The sequence below is a fragment of the Geodermatophilus sp. CPCC 206100 genome, assembly GCF_048569675.1.
GTDB lineage: Bacteria > Actinomycetota > Actinomycetes > Mycobacteriales > Geodermatophilaceae > Geodermatophilus.
Genome location: NZ_JAQISV010000028.1, coordinates 46,837 through 65,872, shown reverse-complemented (window position 1 = coordinate 65,872; position 19,036 = coordinate 46,837). Strand labels below are relative to the sequence as shown.

General features: G+C 75.9%; 15 protein-coding genes and 1 tRNA gene. 10 read left to right on the top strand and 6 right to left on the bottom strand.

Translation table 11 applies throughout. The features are described 5' to 3' along the window. Positions 1-21: 21 nt before the first annotated feature. Positions 22-2,823 (bottom strand): pyruvate dehydrogenase (acetyl-transferring), homodimeric type, encoded by a 2,802-nt coding sequence (gene aceE / locus PGN05_RS14310; protein ID WP_419753223.1) that lies wholly within the window; start codon positions 2,821-2,823, stop codon positions 22-24. A gap of 379 nt (positions 2,824-3,202) precedes the next feature. On the opposite strand from aceE, the gene PGN05_RS14305 reads away from it, so the two are divergent. From PGN05_RS14305 to PGN05_RS14290, 4 genes are all read left to right on the top strand, one after another. Then, on the top strand, positions 3,203-3,628 hold the full coding sequence (locus tag PGN05_RS14305; protein WP_419753222.1) for a DUF3052 domain-containing protein: 426 nt from the start codon (positions 3,203-3,205) through the stop codon (positions 3,626-3,628). A 51-nt stretch (positions 3,629-3,679) separates the two neighbouring features. Then, positions 3,680-4,141 (top strand): peroxiredoxin, encoded by a 462-nt coding sequence (locus PGN05_RS14300; protein WP_419753221.1) that lies wholly within the window; start codon positions 3,680-3,682, stop codon positions 4,139-4,141. Between the two features lie 97 nt (positions 4,142-4,238). After that, a tRNA-Val gene (locus tag PGN05_RS14295) sits at positions 4,239-4,310 on the top strand. Between the two features lie 146 nt (positions 4,311-4,456). Beyond that, entirely contained in the window at positions 4,457-4,840 is a 384-nt protein-coding gene (locus tag PGN05_RS14290) for a VOC family protein (RefSeq protein ID WP_419753220.1), read from the top strand. An 8-nt stretch (positions 4,841-4,848) separates the two neighbouring features. On the opposite strand, the gene PGN05_RS14285 is transcribed toward PGN05_RS14290, so the two are convergent. After that, entirely contained in the window at positions 4,849-5,664 is an 816-nt protein-coding gene (locus tag PGN05_RS14285; RefSeq protein ID WP_419753219.1) for an esterase/lipase family protein, read from the bottom strand. Between the two features lie 180 nt (positions 5,665-5,844). On the opposite strand from PGN05_RS14285, the gene PGN05_RS14280 reads away from it, so the two are divergent. Continuing rightward, positions 5,845-6,747, top strand: coding sequence for an alpha/beta fold hydrolase (locus tag PGN05_RS14280; RefSeq protein ID WP_419753218.1), 903 nt, complete (start codon positions 5,845-5,847; stop codon positions 6,745-6,747). Between the two features lie 7 nt (positions 6,748-6,754). Here the strand turns inward: PGN05_RS14280 and PGN05_RS14275 are convergent, their stop codons facing one another. The 4 genes from PGN05_RS14275 to PGN05_RS14260 form a co-directional block, all read right to left on the bottom strand. Further along, the gene (locus PGN05_RS14275) at positions 6,755-7,765 is read right to left on the bottom strand and encodes an NAD-dependent epimerase/dehydratase family protein (protein ID WP_419753217.1); all 1,011 of its coding nucleotides are present in this window, start codon (positions 7,763-7,765) and stop codon (positions 6,755-6,757) included. Next, positions 7,762-9,153, bottom strand: coding sequence for a WS/DGAT/MGAT family O-acyltransferase (locus tag PGN05_RS14270; protein WP_419753216.1), 1,392 nt, complete (start codon positions 9,151-9,153; stop codon positions 7,762-7,764). The genes PGN05_RS14275 and PGN05_RS14270 overlap by 4 nt, the downstream gene beginning before the upstream one ends. A gap of 84 nt (positions 9,154-9,237) precedes the next feature. Continuing rightward, positions 9,238-10,158 (bottom strand): alpha/beta fold hydrolase, encoded by a 921-nt coding sequence (locus tag PGN05_RS14265; protein ID WP_419753215.1) that lies wholly within the window; start codon positions 10,156-10,158, stop codon positions 9,238-9,240. A gap of 18 nt (positions 10,159-10,176) precedes the next feature. Further along, a complete protein-coding gene (locus tag PGN05_RS14260; protein WP_419753214.1) occupies positions 10,177-12,117 on the bottom strand; it encodes an FUSC family protein in 1,941 nt (646 codons plus the stop codon). Positions 12,118-12,323: 206 nt separating this feature from the next. On the opposite strand from PGN05_RS14260, the gene PGN05_RS14255 reads away from it, so the two are divergent. The 5 genes from PGN05_RS14255 (at position 12,324) to PGN05_RS14235 (ending at position 18,951) form a co-directional block, all read left to right on the top strand. Next, positions 12,324-14,711 (top strand): ATP-binding protein, encoded by a 2,388-nt coding sequence (locus PGN05_RS14255; RefSeq protein ID WP_419753213.1) that lies wholly within the window; start codon positions 12,324-12,326, stop codon positions 14,709-14,711. Between the two features lie 84 nt (positions 14,712-14,795). Next, on the top strand, positions 14,796-16,196 hold the full coding sequence (locus PGN05_RS14250; protein WP_419753212.1) for an FAD-dependent oxidoreductase: 1,401 nt from the start codon (positions 14,796-14,798) through the stop codon (positions 16,194-16,196). An 82-nt stretch (positions 16,197-16,278) separates the two neighbouring features. Beyond that, the gene (locus PGN05_RS14245) at positions 16,279-17,115 is read left to right on the top strand and encodes a Nif3-like dinuclear metal center hexameric protein (RefSeq protein WP_419753211.1); all 837 of its coding nucleotides are present in this window, start codon (positions 16,279-16,281) and stop codon (positions 17,113-17,115) included. A 4-nt stretch (positions 17,116-17,119) separates the two neighbouring features. Continuing rightward, a complete protein-coding gene (locus PGN05_RS14240) occupies positions 17,120-17,860 on the top strand; it encodes a zinc ribbon domain-containing protein (protein ID WP_419753210.1) in 741 nt (246 codons plus the stop codon). Continuing rightward, positions 17,857-18,951, top strand: a complete 1,095-nt coding sequence (locus PGN05_RS14235) for a bifunctional RNase H/acid phosphatase (protein WP_419753209.1) — start codon at positions 17,857-17,859, stop codon at positions 18,949-18,951. Before PGN05_RS14240 ends, PGN05_RS14235 begins: the two co-directional genes overlap by 4 nt. The last annotated feature ends 85 nt before the right edge of the window (positions 18,952-19,036 follow it).

Here is a 19,036-nt window from a genome sequence, read left to right as displayed (position 1 = left end):
CCCGCCCGGCACCCCCCGCCCTCAGGTGGCCGGGCTCGGGTCCGACCGCTGCTCCTCCGGCGCCGCCTGCACGTCGCGGATCTGGTACTTCTCCACGGCCTGCCGGACGACGTCCCGGTCGACCTCGCCCCGCTGGGCCAGCGTGGCCAGCGTGCGGACCACGATCGTCTCGGCGTCGACGTGGAAGTGCCGGCGCAGCGCCGGGCGGGTGTCGGACAGCCCGAACCCGTCGGTGCCCAGCGTCGCCATGCCGCCCGGGACGTAGGGCGCGATGAGGTCGGGCACCGCCCGCATCCAGTCCGACACCGCCACGACCGGGCCGGGGGCGTCCTGGAGCCGCTGGGTGACGTAGGGGACCTGCGGGTCCTCCTCCGGGTGCAGCAGGTTGTGCTCCTCGACCACCTCGGCCTGCCGCCGCAGCTCGGTCCAGGAGGTCACCGACCACACGTCGGCCGAGACGCCCCAGTCGTTCGCCAGCAGCTCCTGGGCGCGCAGCGCCCACGGCACCGCGACGCCCGAGGCGAGGACCTGCGCCTTGCGGCCGTCACCTGCGCCGGGGGCGTACAGGTACATGCCGGCCAGCAGGCCCTGCACGTCGAGGCCCTCGGGCTCCGCCGGCTGCTTGTAGGGCTCGTTGTAGACCGTCAGGTAGTACATGACGTCCGGCGAGCGGTGCCCGCCGAGCGGCGCGCCCGGGTCCTGGCCGTACATGCGCTGCAGGGCGTCCTTGGTGATGTGGCCGACCTCGAAGGAGAACGCGGGGTCGTAGGACACCACGGCCGGGTTGGTCGCCGCGAGCAGCAGGGAGTGGCCGTCCTCGTGCTGCAGGCCCTCGCCGTTGAGCGTCGTCCGGCCCGCCGTGGCGCCGAGGACGAAGCCGCGGGTCAGCTGGTCGGCGGCCGCCCAGAACCCGTCGCCGGTCCGCTGGAACCCGAACATCGAGTAGAAGATGTAGATCGGGATCATCGGCTCGCCGTGGGTGGCGTAGGAGGTGCCGACGGCGGTGAACGACGCCGTGGAGCCGGCCTCGTTGATGCCCTCGTGCAGGATCACGCCCTGCTCGGACTCCTTGTAGGCGAGCATCAGCTCGCGGTCCACCGAGGTGTAGCGCTGCCCCGCCGGGTTGTAGATCTTGTGCGACGAGAACAGGGAGTCCAGGCCGAACGTACGGGCCTCGTCCGGGATGATCGGGACGAAGCGCGGGCCGAGCTCGGGGTCCTTGAGCAGCTCCTTCAGCAGGCGGACGAACGCCATGGTCGTCGCCACCTCCTGCTTGCCCGAGCCGCGCTTGAGGACGTCGAAGGCCTTGTCCTCGGGCGTCTTGAGCGTCTTGAACTCCGACCGCCGCCGCGGCACCGCGCCGCCCAGGGTCCGGCGCCGCTCGAGCATGTACTGCATCTCGTCGGAGTCCGGGTCCGGCCGGTAGTACGGCGGCAGCGTCTTGTCCAGCTGCTCGTCGGGGATCGGCAGGTAGAGCCGGTCGCGGAAGGCGGCGAGGTCCTCGGCGGTCAGCTTCTTCATCTGGTGGGTCGAGTTGCGACCCTCGAAGTGGCTGCCCAGCGTCCAGCCCTTGATCGTCTTCGCGAGGATCACCGTCGGCTGGCCCTTGTGCTCCACCGCCGCCTTGAACGCCGCGAACACCTTGCGGTAGTCGTGCCCGCCGCGGGAGAGGTCCCAGACCTCCTTGTCGCTCATGTTCTCCACGAGCTTGCGGGTGCGCGGGTCGCGGCCGAAGAAGTGCTCGCGCACGAAGGCGCCGTCCTCGGCCTTGTAGGTCTGGTAGTCGCCGTCGGGCGTCTGGTTCATCAGGTTGACCAGCGCGCCGTCGCGGTCGGCGGCCAGCAGCCGGTCCCACTCGCGGCCCCAGATCACCTTGATGACGTTCCAGCCGGCGCCGCGGAAGAACGACTCCAGCTCCTGGATGACCTTGCCGTTGCCGCGCACCGGGCCGTCGAGCCGCTGCAGGTTGCAGTTGACGACGAAGGTGAGGTTGTCCAGCTCCTCGCGGGCGGCCAGGCCGATGAGGCCCAGCGACTCCGGCTCGTCCATCTCGCCGTCCCCGAGGAACGCCCACACGTGCTGGTCGGAGGTGTCCTTGACGCCGCGGGAGTGCAGGTAGCGGTTGAACCGCGCCTGGTAGATCGCGTTCATCGGACCCAGGCCCATGGAGACCGACGGGAACTCCCAGAAGTCCGGCATGAGCCGCGGGTGCGGGTAGCTCGACAGCCCGCCGCCGGGGTGGCTGACCTCCTGGCGGAAGCCGTCCATCTGCTGCTCGGACAGCCGGCCCTCGAGGAACGCGCGGGCGTAGATGCCGGGCGAGGCGTGGCCCTGGAACCAGATCTGGTCGCCGCCGCCGGGGTGGTCCTTGCCGCGGAAGAAGTGGTTGAAGCCGACCTCGTACAGCGACGCGGACGACGCGTAGGAGGAGATGTGCCCGCCGACGGCGATCCCGGGCCGCTGCGCGCGGTGCACCATGATCGCGGCGTTCCACCGGATGTAGGCGCGGATCCGCCGCTCGACGTGCTCGTCGCCGGGGAACCACGGCTCACGCTCGGGCGGGATGGTGTTGATGTAGTCCGTGCTGCGCAGGGCGGGGACGCCGACCTGCTGCTCGCGGCTGCGCTCCAGCATGCGCAGCATCAGGTACCGGGCCCGGCCGCGGCCCGCGTGGTCGACGACGGCGTCCAGCGACTCGAGCCACTCCTGGGTCTCGTCGGGATCGGTGTCGACCAGTTGGCTGGGGAGCCCGTCGGTGATGACCGCGCGGGCCTTGCCTGCATCGCGGGCGGGGTCGCCGTCCGACTGCTGCGGTGCACTCATGCACCCATCGTCCCCCGCAGGTCGGGCCGGAGTCACGCCGAGGCCCACATGTCGGGACTGCGGGCCCCCGGTGCGCCGTCCGCGGAGCGCTTGCGCCTGACCAGGCATGCCCTACGCTTCCGCCAACGCCGACCGGTACACCGGCCGGACGGGGGGCCTCGAACACCGAGGCGGACGACCGCGTGGACGGAAGGGGTGGCATGACCAGGCTGCGGGAGGAGGCTCCCGCTGGTCGTGTCCGGCCCGTCCGCGGTCCGTCGTCCGGCCGGCGCGACGCGCCCGGGTCCGGGACTCCTTCCCCAGCAGCCCACCACCGGACAGGGCACGATCGTGCCCACCCCCGCTCAGCAGCATCGGAACCCACGGAGGAACAGCAGGGATGAGCGTCGACTCGGGCAGTGCCGGCATGGCGGCCCGGTTGGGCATCAAGCCGGGCATGGTCGTGCAGGAGCTCGGCTGGGACGAGGACGCCGACGAGGACCTGCGCGACTCCGTCGTCGAGGTCTCCGGCAGCGAGATGGTGGACGAGGACACCGACGAGGTGGCCGACGTCGTCATCCTGTGGTGGCGGGAGGACGACGGCGACCTGTTCGACGCCCTCACCGACGCGCTGACCTCCCTGGCCGACGAGGGCGTGGTGTGGCTGCTGGTCCCCAAGTCCGGTCGCCCGGGGCACGTGGAGCCCGGCGACGTCACCGAGGTGGCGCCGACCGCCGGCCTGTCCCAGACCAGCAGCATCTCCGCGGCCAAGGACTGGTCCGGCATCCGCCTGGTCACGCCCAAGGCCGCCCGCTCCCGCCGCTGAGGACGGTGGGGGGCCGTTCCCGCCCGTTCCCGCGTGCGGCACGATCGGGACATGACCCTCTCCGTCGGCGACGTCGCGCCCGAGTTCAGCCTCCCCGACCAGGACAAGCAGGTCGTGTCCCTGAGCGACCTGCGCGGCACGCCCGTGCTGCTCGTCTTCTACCCGTTCGCGTTCTCCGGCATCTGCACCGGTGAGCTCTGTCAGCTGCGCGACGAGCTGACCACCTACACCGACGCCGGGGTGCAGGTGCTCGCCATCAGCACCGACCCGGTGTTCAGCCTCAAGGCGTTCAAGGCGCAGGAGGGCTTCGACTTCCGGCTGCTGTCGGACTTCTGGCCGCACGGCGCCGTCGCCCAGGCCTACGGGGTCTTCAACGACAAGGCGGGCATGGCCGTGCGCGGCACCTTCCTCGTCGACGCCGACGGGAAGATCGCGTTCACCGAGGTCAACCAGCCCGGTGACGCCCGCCAGCAGCAGGGCTGGAGGGACGCGGTCACCCAGCTGGCCGCCTGACCCACTCGCCGTCCAGGGTGGCTCCCCTGCAGGGCCCCGCCGCGAGCTCGCGAGTGGCGGGGGGCAGGGGGGGTCCTTTGACTACCCTGGGCGCGCGGGGCGCGTAGCTCAGCGGGAGAGCTCTCGCCTTACAAGCGAGCGGTCGCAGGTTCGATCCCTGTCGCGCCCACTCCGTCCACTCGACGCCGGCCGCCGAGTGGCGACCTGCCGTGGTCTCCGGGCCTGCGAGAGGACGGCCACTCGCCGGTCGCGGCCCGGGGACGACGCCGGCGGCGGCGTTGGCCGGGCCGTCGGACGAGATGGCAGGGTGGTGCCGTGGTCAACGGTCCGCTCCGGCACATCACCTTCGACGCGCACGACCCGCTGCGGCTGGCCCGGTTCTGGTCGGCGGTGACCGGTTACGCCGTCGAGGACGAGCCCGAGGACGACGAGGTGCTCCTCGAACCGCCGCACCCGGGCACCCCGGGCTTGTTGTTCATCCGGGTCCCGGACGGGAAGACGGCGAAGAACCGCGTCCACCTGGACATCGAGCCGCCGACGGGGACCCGGGACGAAGCCGTCGAGCGCCTGCTCGCACTCGGGGCGACAGTGCACGAGGACCACCGCAGCCCCGCCGACGGGCTGGGCTGGGTGACCCTGCGCGACCCGGAGGGCAACGAGTTCTGCGTCGAGCGCAGCGCGGTCGAGCGCGCTGGGTAGCCGCCCCGTCAGGCCGCGGTGGAGAGCGGGTCCGCGCCGGCGGGGACGTCGGGCCGCGGGAACGCCGGCCGTAGGACCAGCGGCGGGCGGAACGGCGTCCAGCTGCCCTCGGGCTGAGCCAGCCGGTCGGCGATCGCCCAGAGGGCGGCCGGGTGGTGGCCGAGACCGAGGTGGCTGGCGAGGACGGCGATGTTCTCGCAGCGCTCGCCGGGGGTGTCCAGGCAGGTCTGCCAGTGCACGATCCCGTCCAGGTGCGAGTAGATCGAGGTCGCCGGTACCGGGAGCGGGCTGCCGTCGGGCTCCAGCGGCAGGCTGCGGTGCTCGACGTGCAGGTGGGAGTACCGGTCGAACGCCCGGGCCGCCCGGCTCTGGCTGGACCGGGTCAGGCGGAACGGGCTGCCCAGCGTGATCACCTGGCGGACGGACTCCGGCGTCCGGCGGGCGAGGTCCCGGGCGAAGATGCCGCCGAGGCTCCAGCCGACCAGGCTGACCGGCCGGCCGTAGCGGTCGCTGAGATCGTCGATGCGGTCCCGCATCCCCTCGACGCAGCGGGCCGTGGGGCCGATGTTGCGGCCCAGACGCCACCCGTGGACGCGGTAGCCGAGCCGCCGGAGCACCGCGCGCAGCACCCGCGTGGACGCGTCGTCGGCGAGCAGGCCGGGCAGCACGAGGACGGGGTGGCCGTCGCCCCGGGGCAGCCGCTGCAGGAGCGGGCGGGCGGCGAGGAACAGGCCGAAGTCCGCCGCGCCGCGCGCCGGCTCGGTGAGGTACAGCGGCAGTGCCGGGCCGTCGTTGCGGAACCGTTCGCCCAGCGGTACTGCCACGGGGTCCTCCTCGTCGTCCGGCCCCGGTCGGCCACCGGGTCGGTACCCACTGTGCCGCCGCGGCCACACCTGGCCCGCCGCGGCGCGCGAACGGGGCTGTGGTCGCCGCCACACCCGCCGCACGACTCCCACGGTGCCCGTCGCCTGGCGGCCCCGGCGCGGCCGGGGGACCGTGGGGCGGTGACCGCCGAGGACGACGGCCTGCGGGGCCGCAGCGCCACCGTGGACCTGGACGGGCCGGTGCACCACGTCGACTACGGCGGCGCGGACGCCGGGCCGACCGTGGTCCTGGTGCACGGACTCGGCGGCTCGCACCTCAACTGGGACCTGTTCGCGCCGCTGCTCACCCCGCACGCCCGGGTCCACGCGCTCGACCTGCCGGGGTTCGGGCGCAGCGAGCCGGGGCACCGGCTGGCGACCGTCCGCAACAACGTCGCCGTGCTCGACCGCTTCGTGCGCGACGTGACCGGCGGCCCGGTCGTGCTGGTCGGCAACTCGATGGGCGGGATGATCTCCCTGCTCGAGGCGGCCCGGGCGCCGGCCCGGGTCAGCGGCCTGGTGCTGGTCGACCCCGCCGTCCCCGGCCCGCGCGGGCGGCCCGACCGGCGGGTGGCCGCCACCTTCGCCATGTACGCGCTGCCGGGGGTGGGCGAGCGCTGGCTCGCGGCGCGGCACCGCTCGCGCGGGGCGCGGGGCGCCGTGCTCGACATGCTGGATCTGTGCGGCGTCGACCCGGCGACCGTGCCGGCGCAGTTGATCGACCGCTCCGCGGAGCTCATCGACCAGCGGGAGGACGTCGCCGGCATGGACCGCGCGTTCCTCACCGCGGCCCGGTCGCTGCTCCTGCTGCTGGCCGACCCACGCCTGCTGCGCCGGGCGATGGCGCAGGTGACCGCGCCGGTGCTGCTGGTGCACGGCGAGCTGGACCGGCTGGTGCCGGTGTCCGCGGCGCGCGACGCGGCCCGCCGGCACCCGCGCTGGGAGTACGTGGAGCTGGCGGGCGTCGGCCACGTGCCCCAGCTGCAGTGCCCGCAGGTGCTGGCCAAGCACGTCCTCGACTGGCTGCCCGCCGTCGCCCGCTGAGCCGGGGTCAGCGCAGGGTCGCGCGCAGGGCCTCCAGCCCGGTGGAGCGCGGGCGCCAGCCGAGGCGCTCCTTGGCCCGCGAGGTGTCCATGATCACCGGCCGGCTGGCCGCCTCCGCCCACTCGGCCACCGGCGGCAGGAACGGCAGGCGGACGACCGACCGCGCGGCCAGCTCGGCAGGGGCGGCGGGCACGGGGACCGGCAGCCCGCCGAACTCCCGGACGACGTCGGCGACGGACAGCACGCCGTCCCCGGCGATGTTGTAGGCGCCCGGCGGGCCGGCGGCGACGACGCAGAGCTGCAGGGCCTGCCCGACGTCGTCCTCGTGCACGAACTGCAGCGTCAGCTCCGGCGCCAGCACCGGGACCGGCACGGGCAGGCGCCGGGGCCGGCCGAACAGCCACCGGCCCAACGGCGCGAGGGGGCCGGGCAGCAGGTCCTTGCCGCCCGCCACGTGCGGCCCCAGGACGGCCGACGGGCGGAGCACGTACAGGGCGAGGTCCGGGAGGGCGGCGGCCTCGGCCGTCAGCAGCAGCTCGGTCTCGGCCTTCTCCTGCGCGTAGAACAGCCGGGCCGCCGGGCGCACCGGCCAGTCCTCGGGGATGCGCTCCGGGTTGTCGGCGTGCCAGCCGTAGGCGGCGACGGAGGAGGCGTGGACGAACCGGCGCGCGCCGACGTCCGCCGCCGCCCGGAAGGCGTTGCGGGTGCCGTCGACGTTCACCGCCCGGGTCGTCGCCCGCGTCGTGTTCCCGGTGATGAGGAAGGCCAGGTGGACCACGACGTCGGCACCGGCGAACGCCTCGCGCAGCGCGTCGGGGTCGCGGACGTCGCCGCGCCGGTACTCCATCTTCGACCAGCCCCGCTCGGCCGGATCGAACGGCCGCCGGGCGATGCCGACGACCCGCCGCACCCGGTCGTCGGCCTCCAGCAGGGGCACCAGGCCGGCGCCGAACGTGCCGGTCGGGCCGGTGACGGCGACGGTCAGGTCGGTCTCGGGGACGACGCGGCCCGCGCTCACGCCGAGGCCGCGCGTCCGGCCGCCGCGACGAGTTCGTCCACCCCGCGGCGGATCCCCCCGGACAGGACGTCGACGTCGGGGTAGGCGTCGAAGTCGGCGTTGATGCCGAAGGTCATGGTGTCGAGGTAGGAGAAGATCCCCACCGAGACGCGGGCGCCGCCGGCGATCGGCACGTAGGCGTGCGCCGAGCACATGCGCCGCCCCAGGACGTAGAGGGGCACCCGCGGGCCGGGCACGTTGGTGGTCACCGCCTGGTACCAGACGCCCGAGGCGGCGACCGCGGCCCGCACGCCGAGCGCGAGCAGGGTCGGGGCCACGAAGTCGCCCATGGCGATGATCGAGCGGGCGTCGACGGCCTGCAGCAGCCGCTTGTGGTCGTCCATCTGCCGGCGCACCGACGCCAGCCGCTCGACCGGGTCCGGCTCGGCCACCGGGAGGTCGACGAAGACCGCCGACACCCGGTTGTCCAGGGTGTTGCGCTCGCCGGCCTGGCGCACCGACACCGGCACCATCGCGCGGACGACCAGCCCGGAGCTCAGCGACCCGCGCCGGTCCAGCAGGTCGCGGAAGCCGCGGGTGATCGCGCTGAGCACGACGTCGTTGACCGTGCCGCCGAGCGCCGTCCGGACCCCCTTGAGCTCGTCGAACCCGGCCTCGGTCCACGCCCAGCGCCGGTGCGGCCCGATCGGCCCGTTGAGGGACCGGGCGGTCGACGTGGTGGCCTGCTTGGCGACCGACGGCGCCCCGGCGGCGAGGGTCCGCCCCGCCTTGGCGGCGTTCCGGGCGGCCTGGCGCACCCCGCCCGTGCCGGGCAGTCGGGTGAGCTCGCGCAGCGGGTGGGTGACGGCGTCCTGCACGGCCCCGGCGACCACGCCGAGCGTGGAGGGGCCCCGCTGCGGCACCCAGTCCTGCGGCTCGGGGTGCGGAGCGTCGGGGGTGAGGTCGAACATGAGCTGCATGAGGTCGGTGCCGGCGACCCCGTCGACCATGCAGTGGTGCACCTTGGAGATCAGCGCCCAGCGGCCGTTCTCCAGGCCCTCGACGAGGTAGAGCTCCCACAGCGGCTTGGCGAGGTCCAGCCGCTGCCCGAGCACCCGGCCGGCCAGGTTGCGCAGCTGCTCGTCGCCGCCCGGGCTCGGCACTGCGGTGTGCCGGACGTGGTAGAGGATCTGGAAGTGCGGGTCGTCGACCCACACCGGGCGGCCCAGCTGCAGCGGGACGGTGCGCACCCGCTGCCGGTAGCGGGGGACCAGCGCGAGCTTGCTCAGCAGCAGCCGGACGACGTCGCCGTAGGTGGGGGCGGGGCCCTCGAAGACCGCCACCGACCCCACGTGCAGCGGCGTGTTCTCGCTCTCGGCGTAGTAGAAGCCGGCGTCGGTCGGGCTCATGCGGTCCACGGTCAGCTCCTCGCCGCTCTTCCTCGCTGGATCCGCTAGCCGACCACGCGGCGCCCGGCCCGTCCAGCCGACGGCTCACCCCGCCCGGCGACCCGGCAGCCGGGCCTCCACCCGGTCCAGCAGCCGCAGGAGGGCGTCGTCCACGACCCACGGGCGGGTGAGGTTGACGCAGTGCCCGGCGCCGGGCACCTCGACCAGCTCCGCGTCCCCGATCGCCGCGGCCAGCCGCCGGCCATGGGCCAGCGGCGTGAGCCGGTCGGTGGTCGCCGCGACCACGGTGACCGGGACCCGGCCGAGGACGGACAGCGCCGCCGCCTCGTCGTGCTCGAGGAGGGTCGCGTAGAAGGCCATGGTCACCGGCAGGGGCGTCTGCTCGAGCAGGGCCTGCACCTCGCGCACGTGCGCCGGGTCGGCGTCGTCCCGGCCGAACAGATAGCGCCGGGTGAACCAGCGGCCGGCCGCGGTGCCGCGCCGGCGGAGGCGTTCCAGCAGCGGCGCCAGCGCCTGCAGCAGCCGCAGGTACACCGGGAGCAGACCGAGCAGGCGCAACGCCCCGACGCCGAGGCCCACCAGCCCGGTGCGCACCAGCCCGCCGGCCGAGGTGGCCAGCAGGAACACGCCGACCACGCGCGAGCCGAACAGCTCCGGCCGCTGCCGGGCCAGGGCCATCACGCTCATGCCGCCCATCGAGTGCCCAGCCAGCACGACCGGCCCCTCGGGGGCGACCGCGTCGAGGACCTCGCCCAGGTCGCGGCCGGTCCGGTCGATGGTGGCCCGCGTCAGCGGCGTCCACCCGGACCGGCCGTGGCCGCGCTGGTCCCACAGCACCAGCCGGGCCCGGTCGCGCAGCGCCTGCCGCTGCAGGTCCCACTCCTCCAGCCGGGCGGTGAAGCCGTGGCTGAGGACGACGGTCAGGGGCGCGGCGACGTCGCCGTCCACCTCGACGTGCAGGTCCACGTCGTCGTCGGTGCGGACGGTGCGCGATGCGGAGGACACCGGCCCATCCAAGCCGCCTCAGTCCTCGTCCGCGCGGGGGCGCCCGGGGGCGGCGTCGCGGACCAGGCGCCGGGCGGTGTCCACCTCCCGGGCCACCGGAGCGAGGACCCCATCGGCGTGGATCTCCGCGTCGTCGGGCGGGCGGTGGGCCTCGATGTCGGCCTCCAGCTCGCGGATCGCCCGCCGGAGGACGGCGACCTGCGCGAGGTCGGGCGCCGGCTCGCCCTGGCGGGTGGCGATGACCGCCTCGGTGACCGCGTCCGACGTCCGCTCCAACTGCACGATCACCGGCCAGAACGCGGCCGCCCGGGTGCTCACCGGCGGCGGCTCGGCCAGCCGGCGCTGCAGCTGGGTCTGCAGCTCGGTCAGCGCCCGGTAGTTGCGCCGGCGGGCCCGGCGCCGCTCCACCGGGCCGCCGGTGAAGGCCGCCTCGACGAACGCGTCGAGGGCCAGGGCCGCGGCGCGCAGCGCCTCGTCCAGCGGCGCGCGCCAGGTCTGCGGCCACAGCAGGTAGCCGAAGACCAGCACGATCGCGCAGCCGATGAGGGTGTCGATCAGCCGGGCGCCGACCAGGCCGGGGTCGCTCGGCAGCGCCAGGTCCAGCAGCAGGATGATCATCGGGGTCTGGAAGACCGAGAACAGGCCGAAGTTGGCCCCCCGCGCCCACGGCAGGACCGCCGCCGACGCGGCGATCGCGACGAGCACCCAGCCGTTGCGCGGCAGCACCGCGAGGAGCGCCGAGCCCAGCAGCACGCCCAGGAGGGTGCCGGCGCCGCGCTGCACCGCCCGCGCGAAGACCGAGCCGAAGTCCGGCTTGAGGACCAGCGCCACGGTGAGCAGCACCCAGTAGGGCCGCTGGACCGGCACGTACTGGCGCGCCACCTCGGCGATCGACATGCACAGCGCCAGCCGGACGGCGAAGTCGCGGCTGTCGCGGCTGGCCAGCGTCCGGTCGGCGAGCTCGCGCAGCCTCGTCCGCAGGTCGGTCTCCGGCTGGAGGGCCGCGGCCCCGGCCCGCTCCTCCGGGTCGCCGACGACGTTCCACACCAGCCGGACGCCGTGCCGGACCGCGCGGCGGGCGGGCGGGCCGTCCTCCAGCGCGGGCGGGCGCGCCGCAGGCAGCTCCCGGCTGCCGGTCAGCGCCCCGGCGAGCGCGGACACCGCGGTGACGTCCTGCGGATCGGCGGGCACGCCGGCGCGGGCGGCCGCCACCGCGCCCTCCACCAGCGGCGCGGCCGCGTTGAGCACCCCGGCCAGCTCCGAGAGCTCCCGGCTGCGCCCGGGGGAGTGGCTGCGGCTGCGGATGACCCGGTCGTAGGCGGCGTTCAACGCGGTCGTGAGCTCCCGGCGGGCGTCGTCCGACCCGGGTGTCCCGCAGGCGGCCAGCAGGTCGGCGATGCGGGTGAAGACGGCGGCCACCGCGGTGCGGTCGGGGTCCTGCTGCTCGATCCGGGCCTGGAGCAGCGCCATCAGCAGCGCCCAGGCGGCTCCGCAGAGGAAGAAGCCGACCTCGGCGGCCGTCGAGAGCGCGGTCACCAGCCCCGACGACAGCGCGGTGTACACGAGCAGCTGCAGCCCGCCGAGGGAGAGGGCCGCGTTCACCCCGCTCACCAGCGCCGCGACCACCGACAGGACGGCGACGACGACCACCGGCTCCCATCCGCCGCCGGTCGCGTACTGGCCGGCGAGCAGGCCCACCGTGCCGAAGCCGACGGCGGCGGCGATGCGACGCAGCTGGTCCCGCAGCGGCCCGGCCTGGGGCGCGAGCGTGGTCACGAGGGCGCCCATCGTGCCGAACACGCCCGCCCCGAGCGCGGGCCCCGGCTGGATGCCGCCGCCCACGAGCACGGCGACGACCAGCGGTGCCGGGATGGAGACGGCGAACCGGACGACGTCCCGCCAGGGCACCGGAGGGCGCTTGGTGCGCACCAGCTCCTCGAGCCAGGCCGGCGCGTGCACCCCCCTCTCCGCCACGGCTCCCGAGCTTTCCACCGGCGAGGGAGCCGCGCGCACCGCCGCTCTGGGACGCTGCCCGACGTGATCGACGTCCCTCCCGTCCGGGTCGCCGAGCCGGCCGAGCCGGCCGCCGGCCCGTGATGGCCCGACCGGTCGCTCCCGTTCCGTGACCCCTTGGCCCGCGCGGTCCACCGGAGCACGCTGGAGGTGTGCCGGGGGAGGCGCCGTCCACGGGAACGGCGCGGGGGACGGCCGTCGGGCACGGCGGCACCGCCGCGCTGCCCGTTCCGCTGACCGCGCTCGTGGGCCGCGACGCCGACCTCGACACGGTGGCCGACCTGCTCTGCCGGACCCGGCTGCTCACGCTGGTGGGCGCCGGCGGCTGCGGCAAGACGCGGATGGCGCTGGCCGCGGCGGTGCGCGAGCGCGACGCTGGGACGCCGGTCGCCTGGTGGCCGCTGGCCCCGCTCCGGGAGGCGGCGTTCGTCGCGCCGTCCCTCGCCACCGCGCTCGGTCTGCAGCACAGCCGCCCCGAGGCGGAGTCGCTGGCCGCGGCGCTCGGCGACCGCGAGGTGCTGGTCCTCGCCGACAACTGCGAGCACCTGGCCGACGAGGTCGCCCGGCTGCTGTTCGCGCTGCTGCCCGAGTGCCCCGGCCTGCGCGTCCTGGCCACGAGCCGCCAGGCGCTGCGGGTCACCGGCGAGCACGTCTGGGAGGTGCCCCCGCTCGGGCTGCCCCCGGAGCGGGCAGCGGACGCGGAGCTGTCCTCGGCGCCGGCCGTCCGGCTGTTCCTCGACCGCGCGTCGGCCGCGGGGGCGGCGCTCGGGCGCGGTGACCTCCCGACCGTGGCCCGGCTGGTGCGGCGCCTGGACGGGATGCCGCTGGCGGTGGAGCTGGCCGCGGCCCGGACGGCGGTGGTGTCCCCCGTCGAGCTGCACGAGCAGCTGGACGACGCGTTCCGCGTGCTCGTCGACGACCGGCAGGGGGTGCCGGCCCGCCAGCGCACGCTGCACGCCACGCTGACCTGGAGCCACGAGCTGCTCAGCGCTCCTGAGCGGGTGCTGTTCCGCCGCCTGGCGGTGTTCGCCGGGCCGTTCGACCGCGAGGTCGCGGCCGCGGTCGCCGGGGACGTGGGGGAGGACCCGCTCGTCGTCCTGGAGTCGCTGGTCCGGCGGTACCTCGTGCGCGCGTTGCCCGCCGAGCCGCGCCGCGGCCACCGGCTGCTCGAGCCGGTGCGCCAGTACGCGGCCGAGCGGCTGGCCGGGGCCGGTGAGCTGGAGGAGACCTCCCGGCGGCACGCCCGCGCCCATCTCGCGCTGGCCCGCCGGCTGGCGCCGGCCGTCCGCGGGGGACCGGCCCCGGTGACGCAGCGCGAGGCCCTGGACCACCTGGACTCCCGCAGCCCCGACCTGCGCGCTGCGCTCGGCTGGGCGCGGCGGACCCCGGGGGAGGACGCGCTGCTGGTCGACCTCGTCGTGGCGCAGTGCTGGGCCTGGTGGCGGCTGGGCCGGTTCGCCGAGGGGAGCACCTGGCTGCGGGCGGCGCTGGCCACGGGCGCGGGCACGGAAGCCGACCGTGCGGAGCTGCTGCACGGGCTCGGGTGGCTGGCCCGTCACCAGGACGATCCCGGGCAGGCCCGGGCCGCGCTCACCGAGGCGCTGGCCCTCTACGACCGGCTGGGCGACTCGCGCAGCGCCGCGTTCGTGCTGCACCGGCTGGCCGCGGTGTGCCTGGACGCCGCCCTCGTCGGCGACACGGACGAGCTGCTCGAGTGCCGGACGCTGGTCGAGGCCAGCGTGGCGCGGGCCCGGGTGGCCGGCGACGACTGGGCGCTGGGCGGCGCGACCTACTGGCACGGGCTGCTCACCCTGGCCGAGGGTGACCCGCAGGCCGCGGCGCGGCTGCTCGCCGAGGCGCGGGCCCTCTTCGTCGTCGTCGGCGACCGGTGGGCGGTGGGCCGGGCCTCCGGCATGTCGGCCTTGGCGCTGGTCCGGTCCGGCCGCCTGCGCGACGCCGCCGCGGCGCTGGGCGAGGCCGAGCGGACCAGCCAGGAGGTGCGCGACCGCTGGGGCCTGGCCCGCTGGGCCCAGCACGCCGCCGAGTGGCACCTCGCCGCGCGGGACCCCGTCGAGGCGGCCCGGTCCTGCGCCCGCGCCGCGACCGGGTTCGCCGAGCTGGGCGACGGCCTGCGGGTGCTGGAGGTGGCCCGCGTGTGCGCGGAGGCGCTGTCCGGGCAGGGCCGGCACGCCGGGGCCGCCGCACTCCGGGCCGCGGTCGCCGTCGCCGCCGAGCGACACGGCGGCGCGGGTGCCCGGCTGGCCGACCAGGTCGCCGAGCTCGCGGCCGGGGCGCCCGTCGCCCCGGAGGGGGACGCCCTCCCGGAGCCGCTGAGCCGGCGCGAGCTGGAGGTCCTGCGGCTGGTCGCCCGCGGGTGCACCGACGCGGACGTCGCCCGGACGCTGTTCCTCAGCGTCCGCACCGTCGGCGGGCACCTCGGGTCGGCCTATCGGAAACTCGGCGTCCGGTCGCGCACCGCCGCCGTCCGCCGGCTGGCCGAGCTCGGCCCGGCCGCGGGCGGCGGGTACCCGGACGCGTAGTTCTACGCATCAGTCGGGACCGGTCCGGCGACACCCTCGTACGGCAGCGGCCGCCATCCCGGGCGGCGCGACCGGGAGGTAGTGATGAGCACGTTCCCCACCACCGGCCGGAACGGCACCGTCATCGTCGTCGGGGCGAGCATGGCGGGGCTGCTGGCGGCGCGCGTGCTGGCCGAGCACGCCGGCCGGGTCGTCGTCCTCGACCACGACACGCTGCCCGAGGACGCCGTGCCGCGGGGCGGCGCCCCGCAGAGCGCGCACGCGCACGGGCTGCTGGCCAGGGGCCTGCGCGGGCTGGAGGAGCTGTTCCCCGGGCTGACCGCCGAGCTCGTGGCGCGCGGAGGGCGCGTGGCCGACGTGCAGGAGGACTTCCGCTGGGTCAGCGACGGCTACACGCTGGCCCGCGGCCGCTCGGGGATGCACGGGATCCTGGTCAGCCGGCCGCTGCTCGAGCGCGAGGTGCGGCGGCGGACCCTCGCCGACCCGCGCATCAGCGTCCACGACCGGGTCGAGGTCCGGGCCCTCATGCACGACGACCGGGGGCGGGTGCTGGGGGTCGCCGCGGTGGAGCGCGACAACCCGGCCGGCCGCGGGATCCGGCGCTGGGACGCCGACCTCGTCGTCGACGCCTCCGGGCGGACGTCGCGGGCGCCGGAGTGGCTCCAGGCGCTCGGCTTCGAGCCGCCCGAGGAGGAGCGGGTCGAGGTGGACGTCGCCTACTCGACGCGGCACTACCGCCGGGAACCGGGCCACCTCGACGGGGGCGGCGGGGTCGCCATCGCGGCCGCGCCGGACAACCCGCGCGCCGGCTTCCTCCTGGCGCAGGAGGGCGACCGCTGGATCTGCGCCCTGGGCGGCTACCTGGGCGACCGGCCGCCGATCGACCCCGAGGGCTTCGAGGCCTACGCCGCGACGCTGCCCTCGCCGATGGTCTCCGAGGTGATCAGCCGGGCGGTGCCGGTCGACGAGCCGCGTCGGTACCGCTTCCCGGCGTCGGTCCGGCGGCGGTTCGAGCGGCTCCGCCGGTCGCCCGAGGGCCTGCTCGTCCTCGGCGACGCGGTCTGCAGCTTCGACCCGGTGTACGGCCAGGGGATGACGGTGGCGTGCCTGGAGGCCCTCGCGCTGCGCGACGTCCTGCGCCGGGGGCCGGCTCCGGCCGACCTCCCCCGGGAGTTCTGGCGGGCGTGCGAGCCGATCGTCGACATCGCGTGGCAGATCGCCCTCGGCGCGGATCTGCGCATCCCCGGCGTCCGGGGGCCCGTGGACCGGCGGACGCGGGTGGTCAACGGGTACATCGGCAAGGTGTACCGCGCGGCCGCGCTCGACCCCGCGGTCGGGACGGCGTTCCTGCGGGTGATCCACATGGAGGCGGCGCCGCCGTCGCTGATGTCGCCGTCGGTCCTGGCGCACGTGGTGATGGGGTCCCGGCGCGCGCCGGCTCTCCCCAGGCCGCGGATCTCGCCCGAAGCCCAGCAGCGGGTCTGACGAGGGTGCCGGGCCGGCCCGCCGGGTCGGCCCGGCCTGCAGGCCGGAGGCGGCGAGCGGCGGCTGACCTACAGTCCGGCCCGTGACCGTGTCGCTGGGCGAGGTCGTCGCCGCGCTCGAGGCCCGCTACGCCCCCGCGCTCGCCGAGGACTGGGACGCGGTCGGCCTGGTCTGCGGGGACCCCGAGGACCCGGTGCAGCGGGTGGTGTTCGCCGTCGACCCGGTCACCGCGGTCGTCGACGAGGTGGTCGAGAACGGGGCGCAGCTGCTGGTCACCCACCACCCGCTGCTGCTCAGCCCCGTCCACGGCGTGCCCGCCGACGACCCGAAGGGCCGCCTGGTCCACCGGTTGATCCGGGCCGGCGCCGGGCTGTTCGTCGCGCACACCAACGCCGACCGGGCTCCGGAGTCCGGGGTCAACGACGCCCTCGCCGCCGCGCTGGGCCTCGCCGACGCCGCGCCGCTGCAGCCGGACGCGACCGATCCGCGGGCGGGCCTGGGCCGGATCGGCCGGCTGGCCGAGCCGGTGACGCTGCGGCAGTTCGCCGAGCGGGCGGCCGAAGCGCTCCCGGCGACCGCCGGCGGGGTCCGCACGGCCGGGGACCCGGACCGGCGGATCGAGACCGTCGCCGTCTGCGGCGGCAGCGGCGGCTCGCTGCTGCCGGTCGCCGCGGCCGCCGGTGCCGACGTGCTGCTGACCAGCGACCTCCGCCACCACCCCGTCTCCGAGGCCGGGGAGGTCCCCGGTCCCGCGGTCTGCGACGTCGCGCACTTCGCCTCGGAGTGGCCCTGGCTCCCGGTGGCCGCCGACGTCCTGCGCCGGGACCTCGCCGGGCGCGTGGAGGTGCACGTCTCGCGGCGGCGCACCGACCCGTGGACCTGGAGCACCGGGGGCGACCCCGCGCCGCAGGTAGGTTGAGCGGGTGAAGGCCGACCACTTCGACCAGCAGAAGCTCCTGGCCCTCGCCGCCGAGGACGTCGCGTTGGCCCAGCTGGCCCACCGCCGGCGCACCCTGCCCGAGCTGGCGGCGGTCGACACCGCGGCCGAGGCCGAGCGGGGGCTCACCGAGCAGGCGGTCCGCGCCGAGACCGAGGTGCGTGACCTGCAGCGCGAGGTCAAGCGGCTGGAGGGGGACGTCGACACCGTCCGCCAGCGCGCGGCCAAGGACCAGCGGCTGCTCGACTCCGGCAGCGTCTCGGCCAAGCAGATGACCGACCTGCAGCACGAGCTGCAGTCACTCGCCCGCCGCCAGTCCGACCTCGAGGACACCGAGCTCGAGCTCATGGAGCAGCTGGAGACCGCCGAGAACGCGCTGGCCGCCGCGCAGGAGGGGCAGCAGGCGGCGCAGACCGAGCTCACGCGGGCCGAGCAGGCACGCGACGACGCCCTCGCCGACGTCGCCGACCAGACCGCCGTCCACGAGAAGGCGCGCGCCGAGGCCGCGGGCACCGTGCCGGCCGACCTGCTCGCCCTCTACGAGCGGATCCGCGCGCAGACCGGGAGCACCGGCGCGGCGATGCTCAAGGCCCGCCAGTGCCAGGGCTGCCGCATCGAGCTGTTCGGCCGGGAGCTCGCCGCCGTCCGCAACGCCGACCCCCACGAGGTGGTCCGGTGCGACAACTGCGGGCGGATCCTCGTGCGCACGGCGGAGAGCGGCCTGTGACGCGGAAGCTGGTCGTCGAGGCGGACGGCGGCTCGCGGGGCAACCCGGGCCCGGCCGGCTACGGCGCCCTGGTCCGCGACGCGCAGACCGGGCGCGTGCTCGCCGAGCGGGCCGAGTCGGTCGGGCGGGCCACCAACAACGTCGCCGAGTACGGCGGTCTGGTCGCCGGGCTGCAGGCCGTCCTCGACCTCGACCCGAGTGCCGAGGTCGAGGTCCGCATGGACTCCAAGCTGGTCGTCGAGCAGATGTCGGGGCGCTGGAAGGTCAAGCACCCCGACATGCAGAAGCTCGCCCGCCAGGCCCAGCAGATCGCCCGGCAGCTCGGCGGCGTGCGCTACACCTGGGTGCCGCGGGCGCAGAACGGCGCGGCGGACGCGCTGGCCAACAGCGCCATGGACGGCCGCCCCGTGCGCCGCGACCTCGCCGCCGAGCCGGCGACGACGGAGGACGACGTCCAGCCGGTCGTCGCACCCGCGCCGGTCGTCACGACGGTGACGCACCTGCTGCGGCACGGCCGGACCGAGCACACCCCGGAGCGTCGGTACAGCGGTCGCAACGACCTGCCGCTGTCGGCCACCGGCCGCGCGGAGGCCGAGGCCGCGGCCAAGCGGGCGGGCGAGCTGGGCATCGAGGTGGTGGTCGCCTCGCCGCTGCGGCGCACCCGCGAGACCGCGGAGGTCGTGGCCGGCGTGCTGGGGCTGCCGGTGACCTACGACGACGACCTCGTGGAGCTCGACTTCGGCCAGCTCGAGGGGCTGACCGCCGACGAGGCCCGCGCGCGGCACCCGCTGGCCACCCGCCGCTTCGTCGCCGACACCACCGTCGCCGCGCCCGGCGGCGAGTCGGTCGCCGACGTCAGCGTCCGCGTCGGCCGGGCCCGCTCCCGCATCCTGCGCGAGCACGCCGGGAAGACCGTCCTCGTGGTCAGCCACGTCACGCCGATCAAGCTGCTGCTGGCCGCCGGCCTCGACGTGCCCGACGAGGTCGTCCACCGGGTGTTCCTCGAGGCGGCGTCCTACTGCACGGTGGCCTGGAGCTCCGACGGCCGCAGCACCGTCCGCCTGGTCAACGACACGAGCCACCTGCGGTGACGACCCGCGCCGACCGGAGCGAACTCAACCGATGAGTTGAGGACGCCGGCGTGGTCTGTCCTGGCGGGGCCCGATCCGGGGCTCC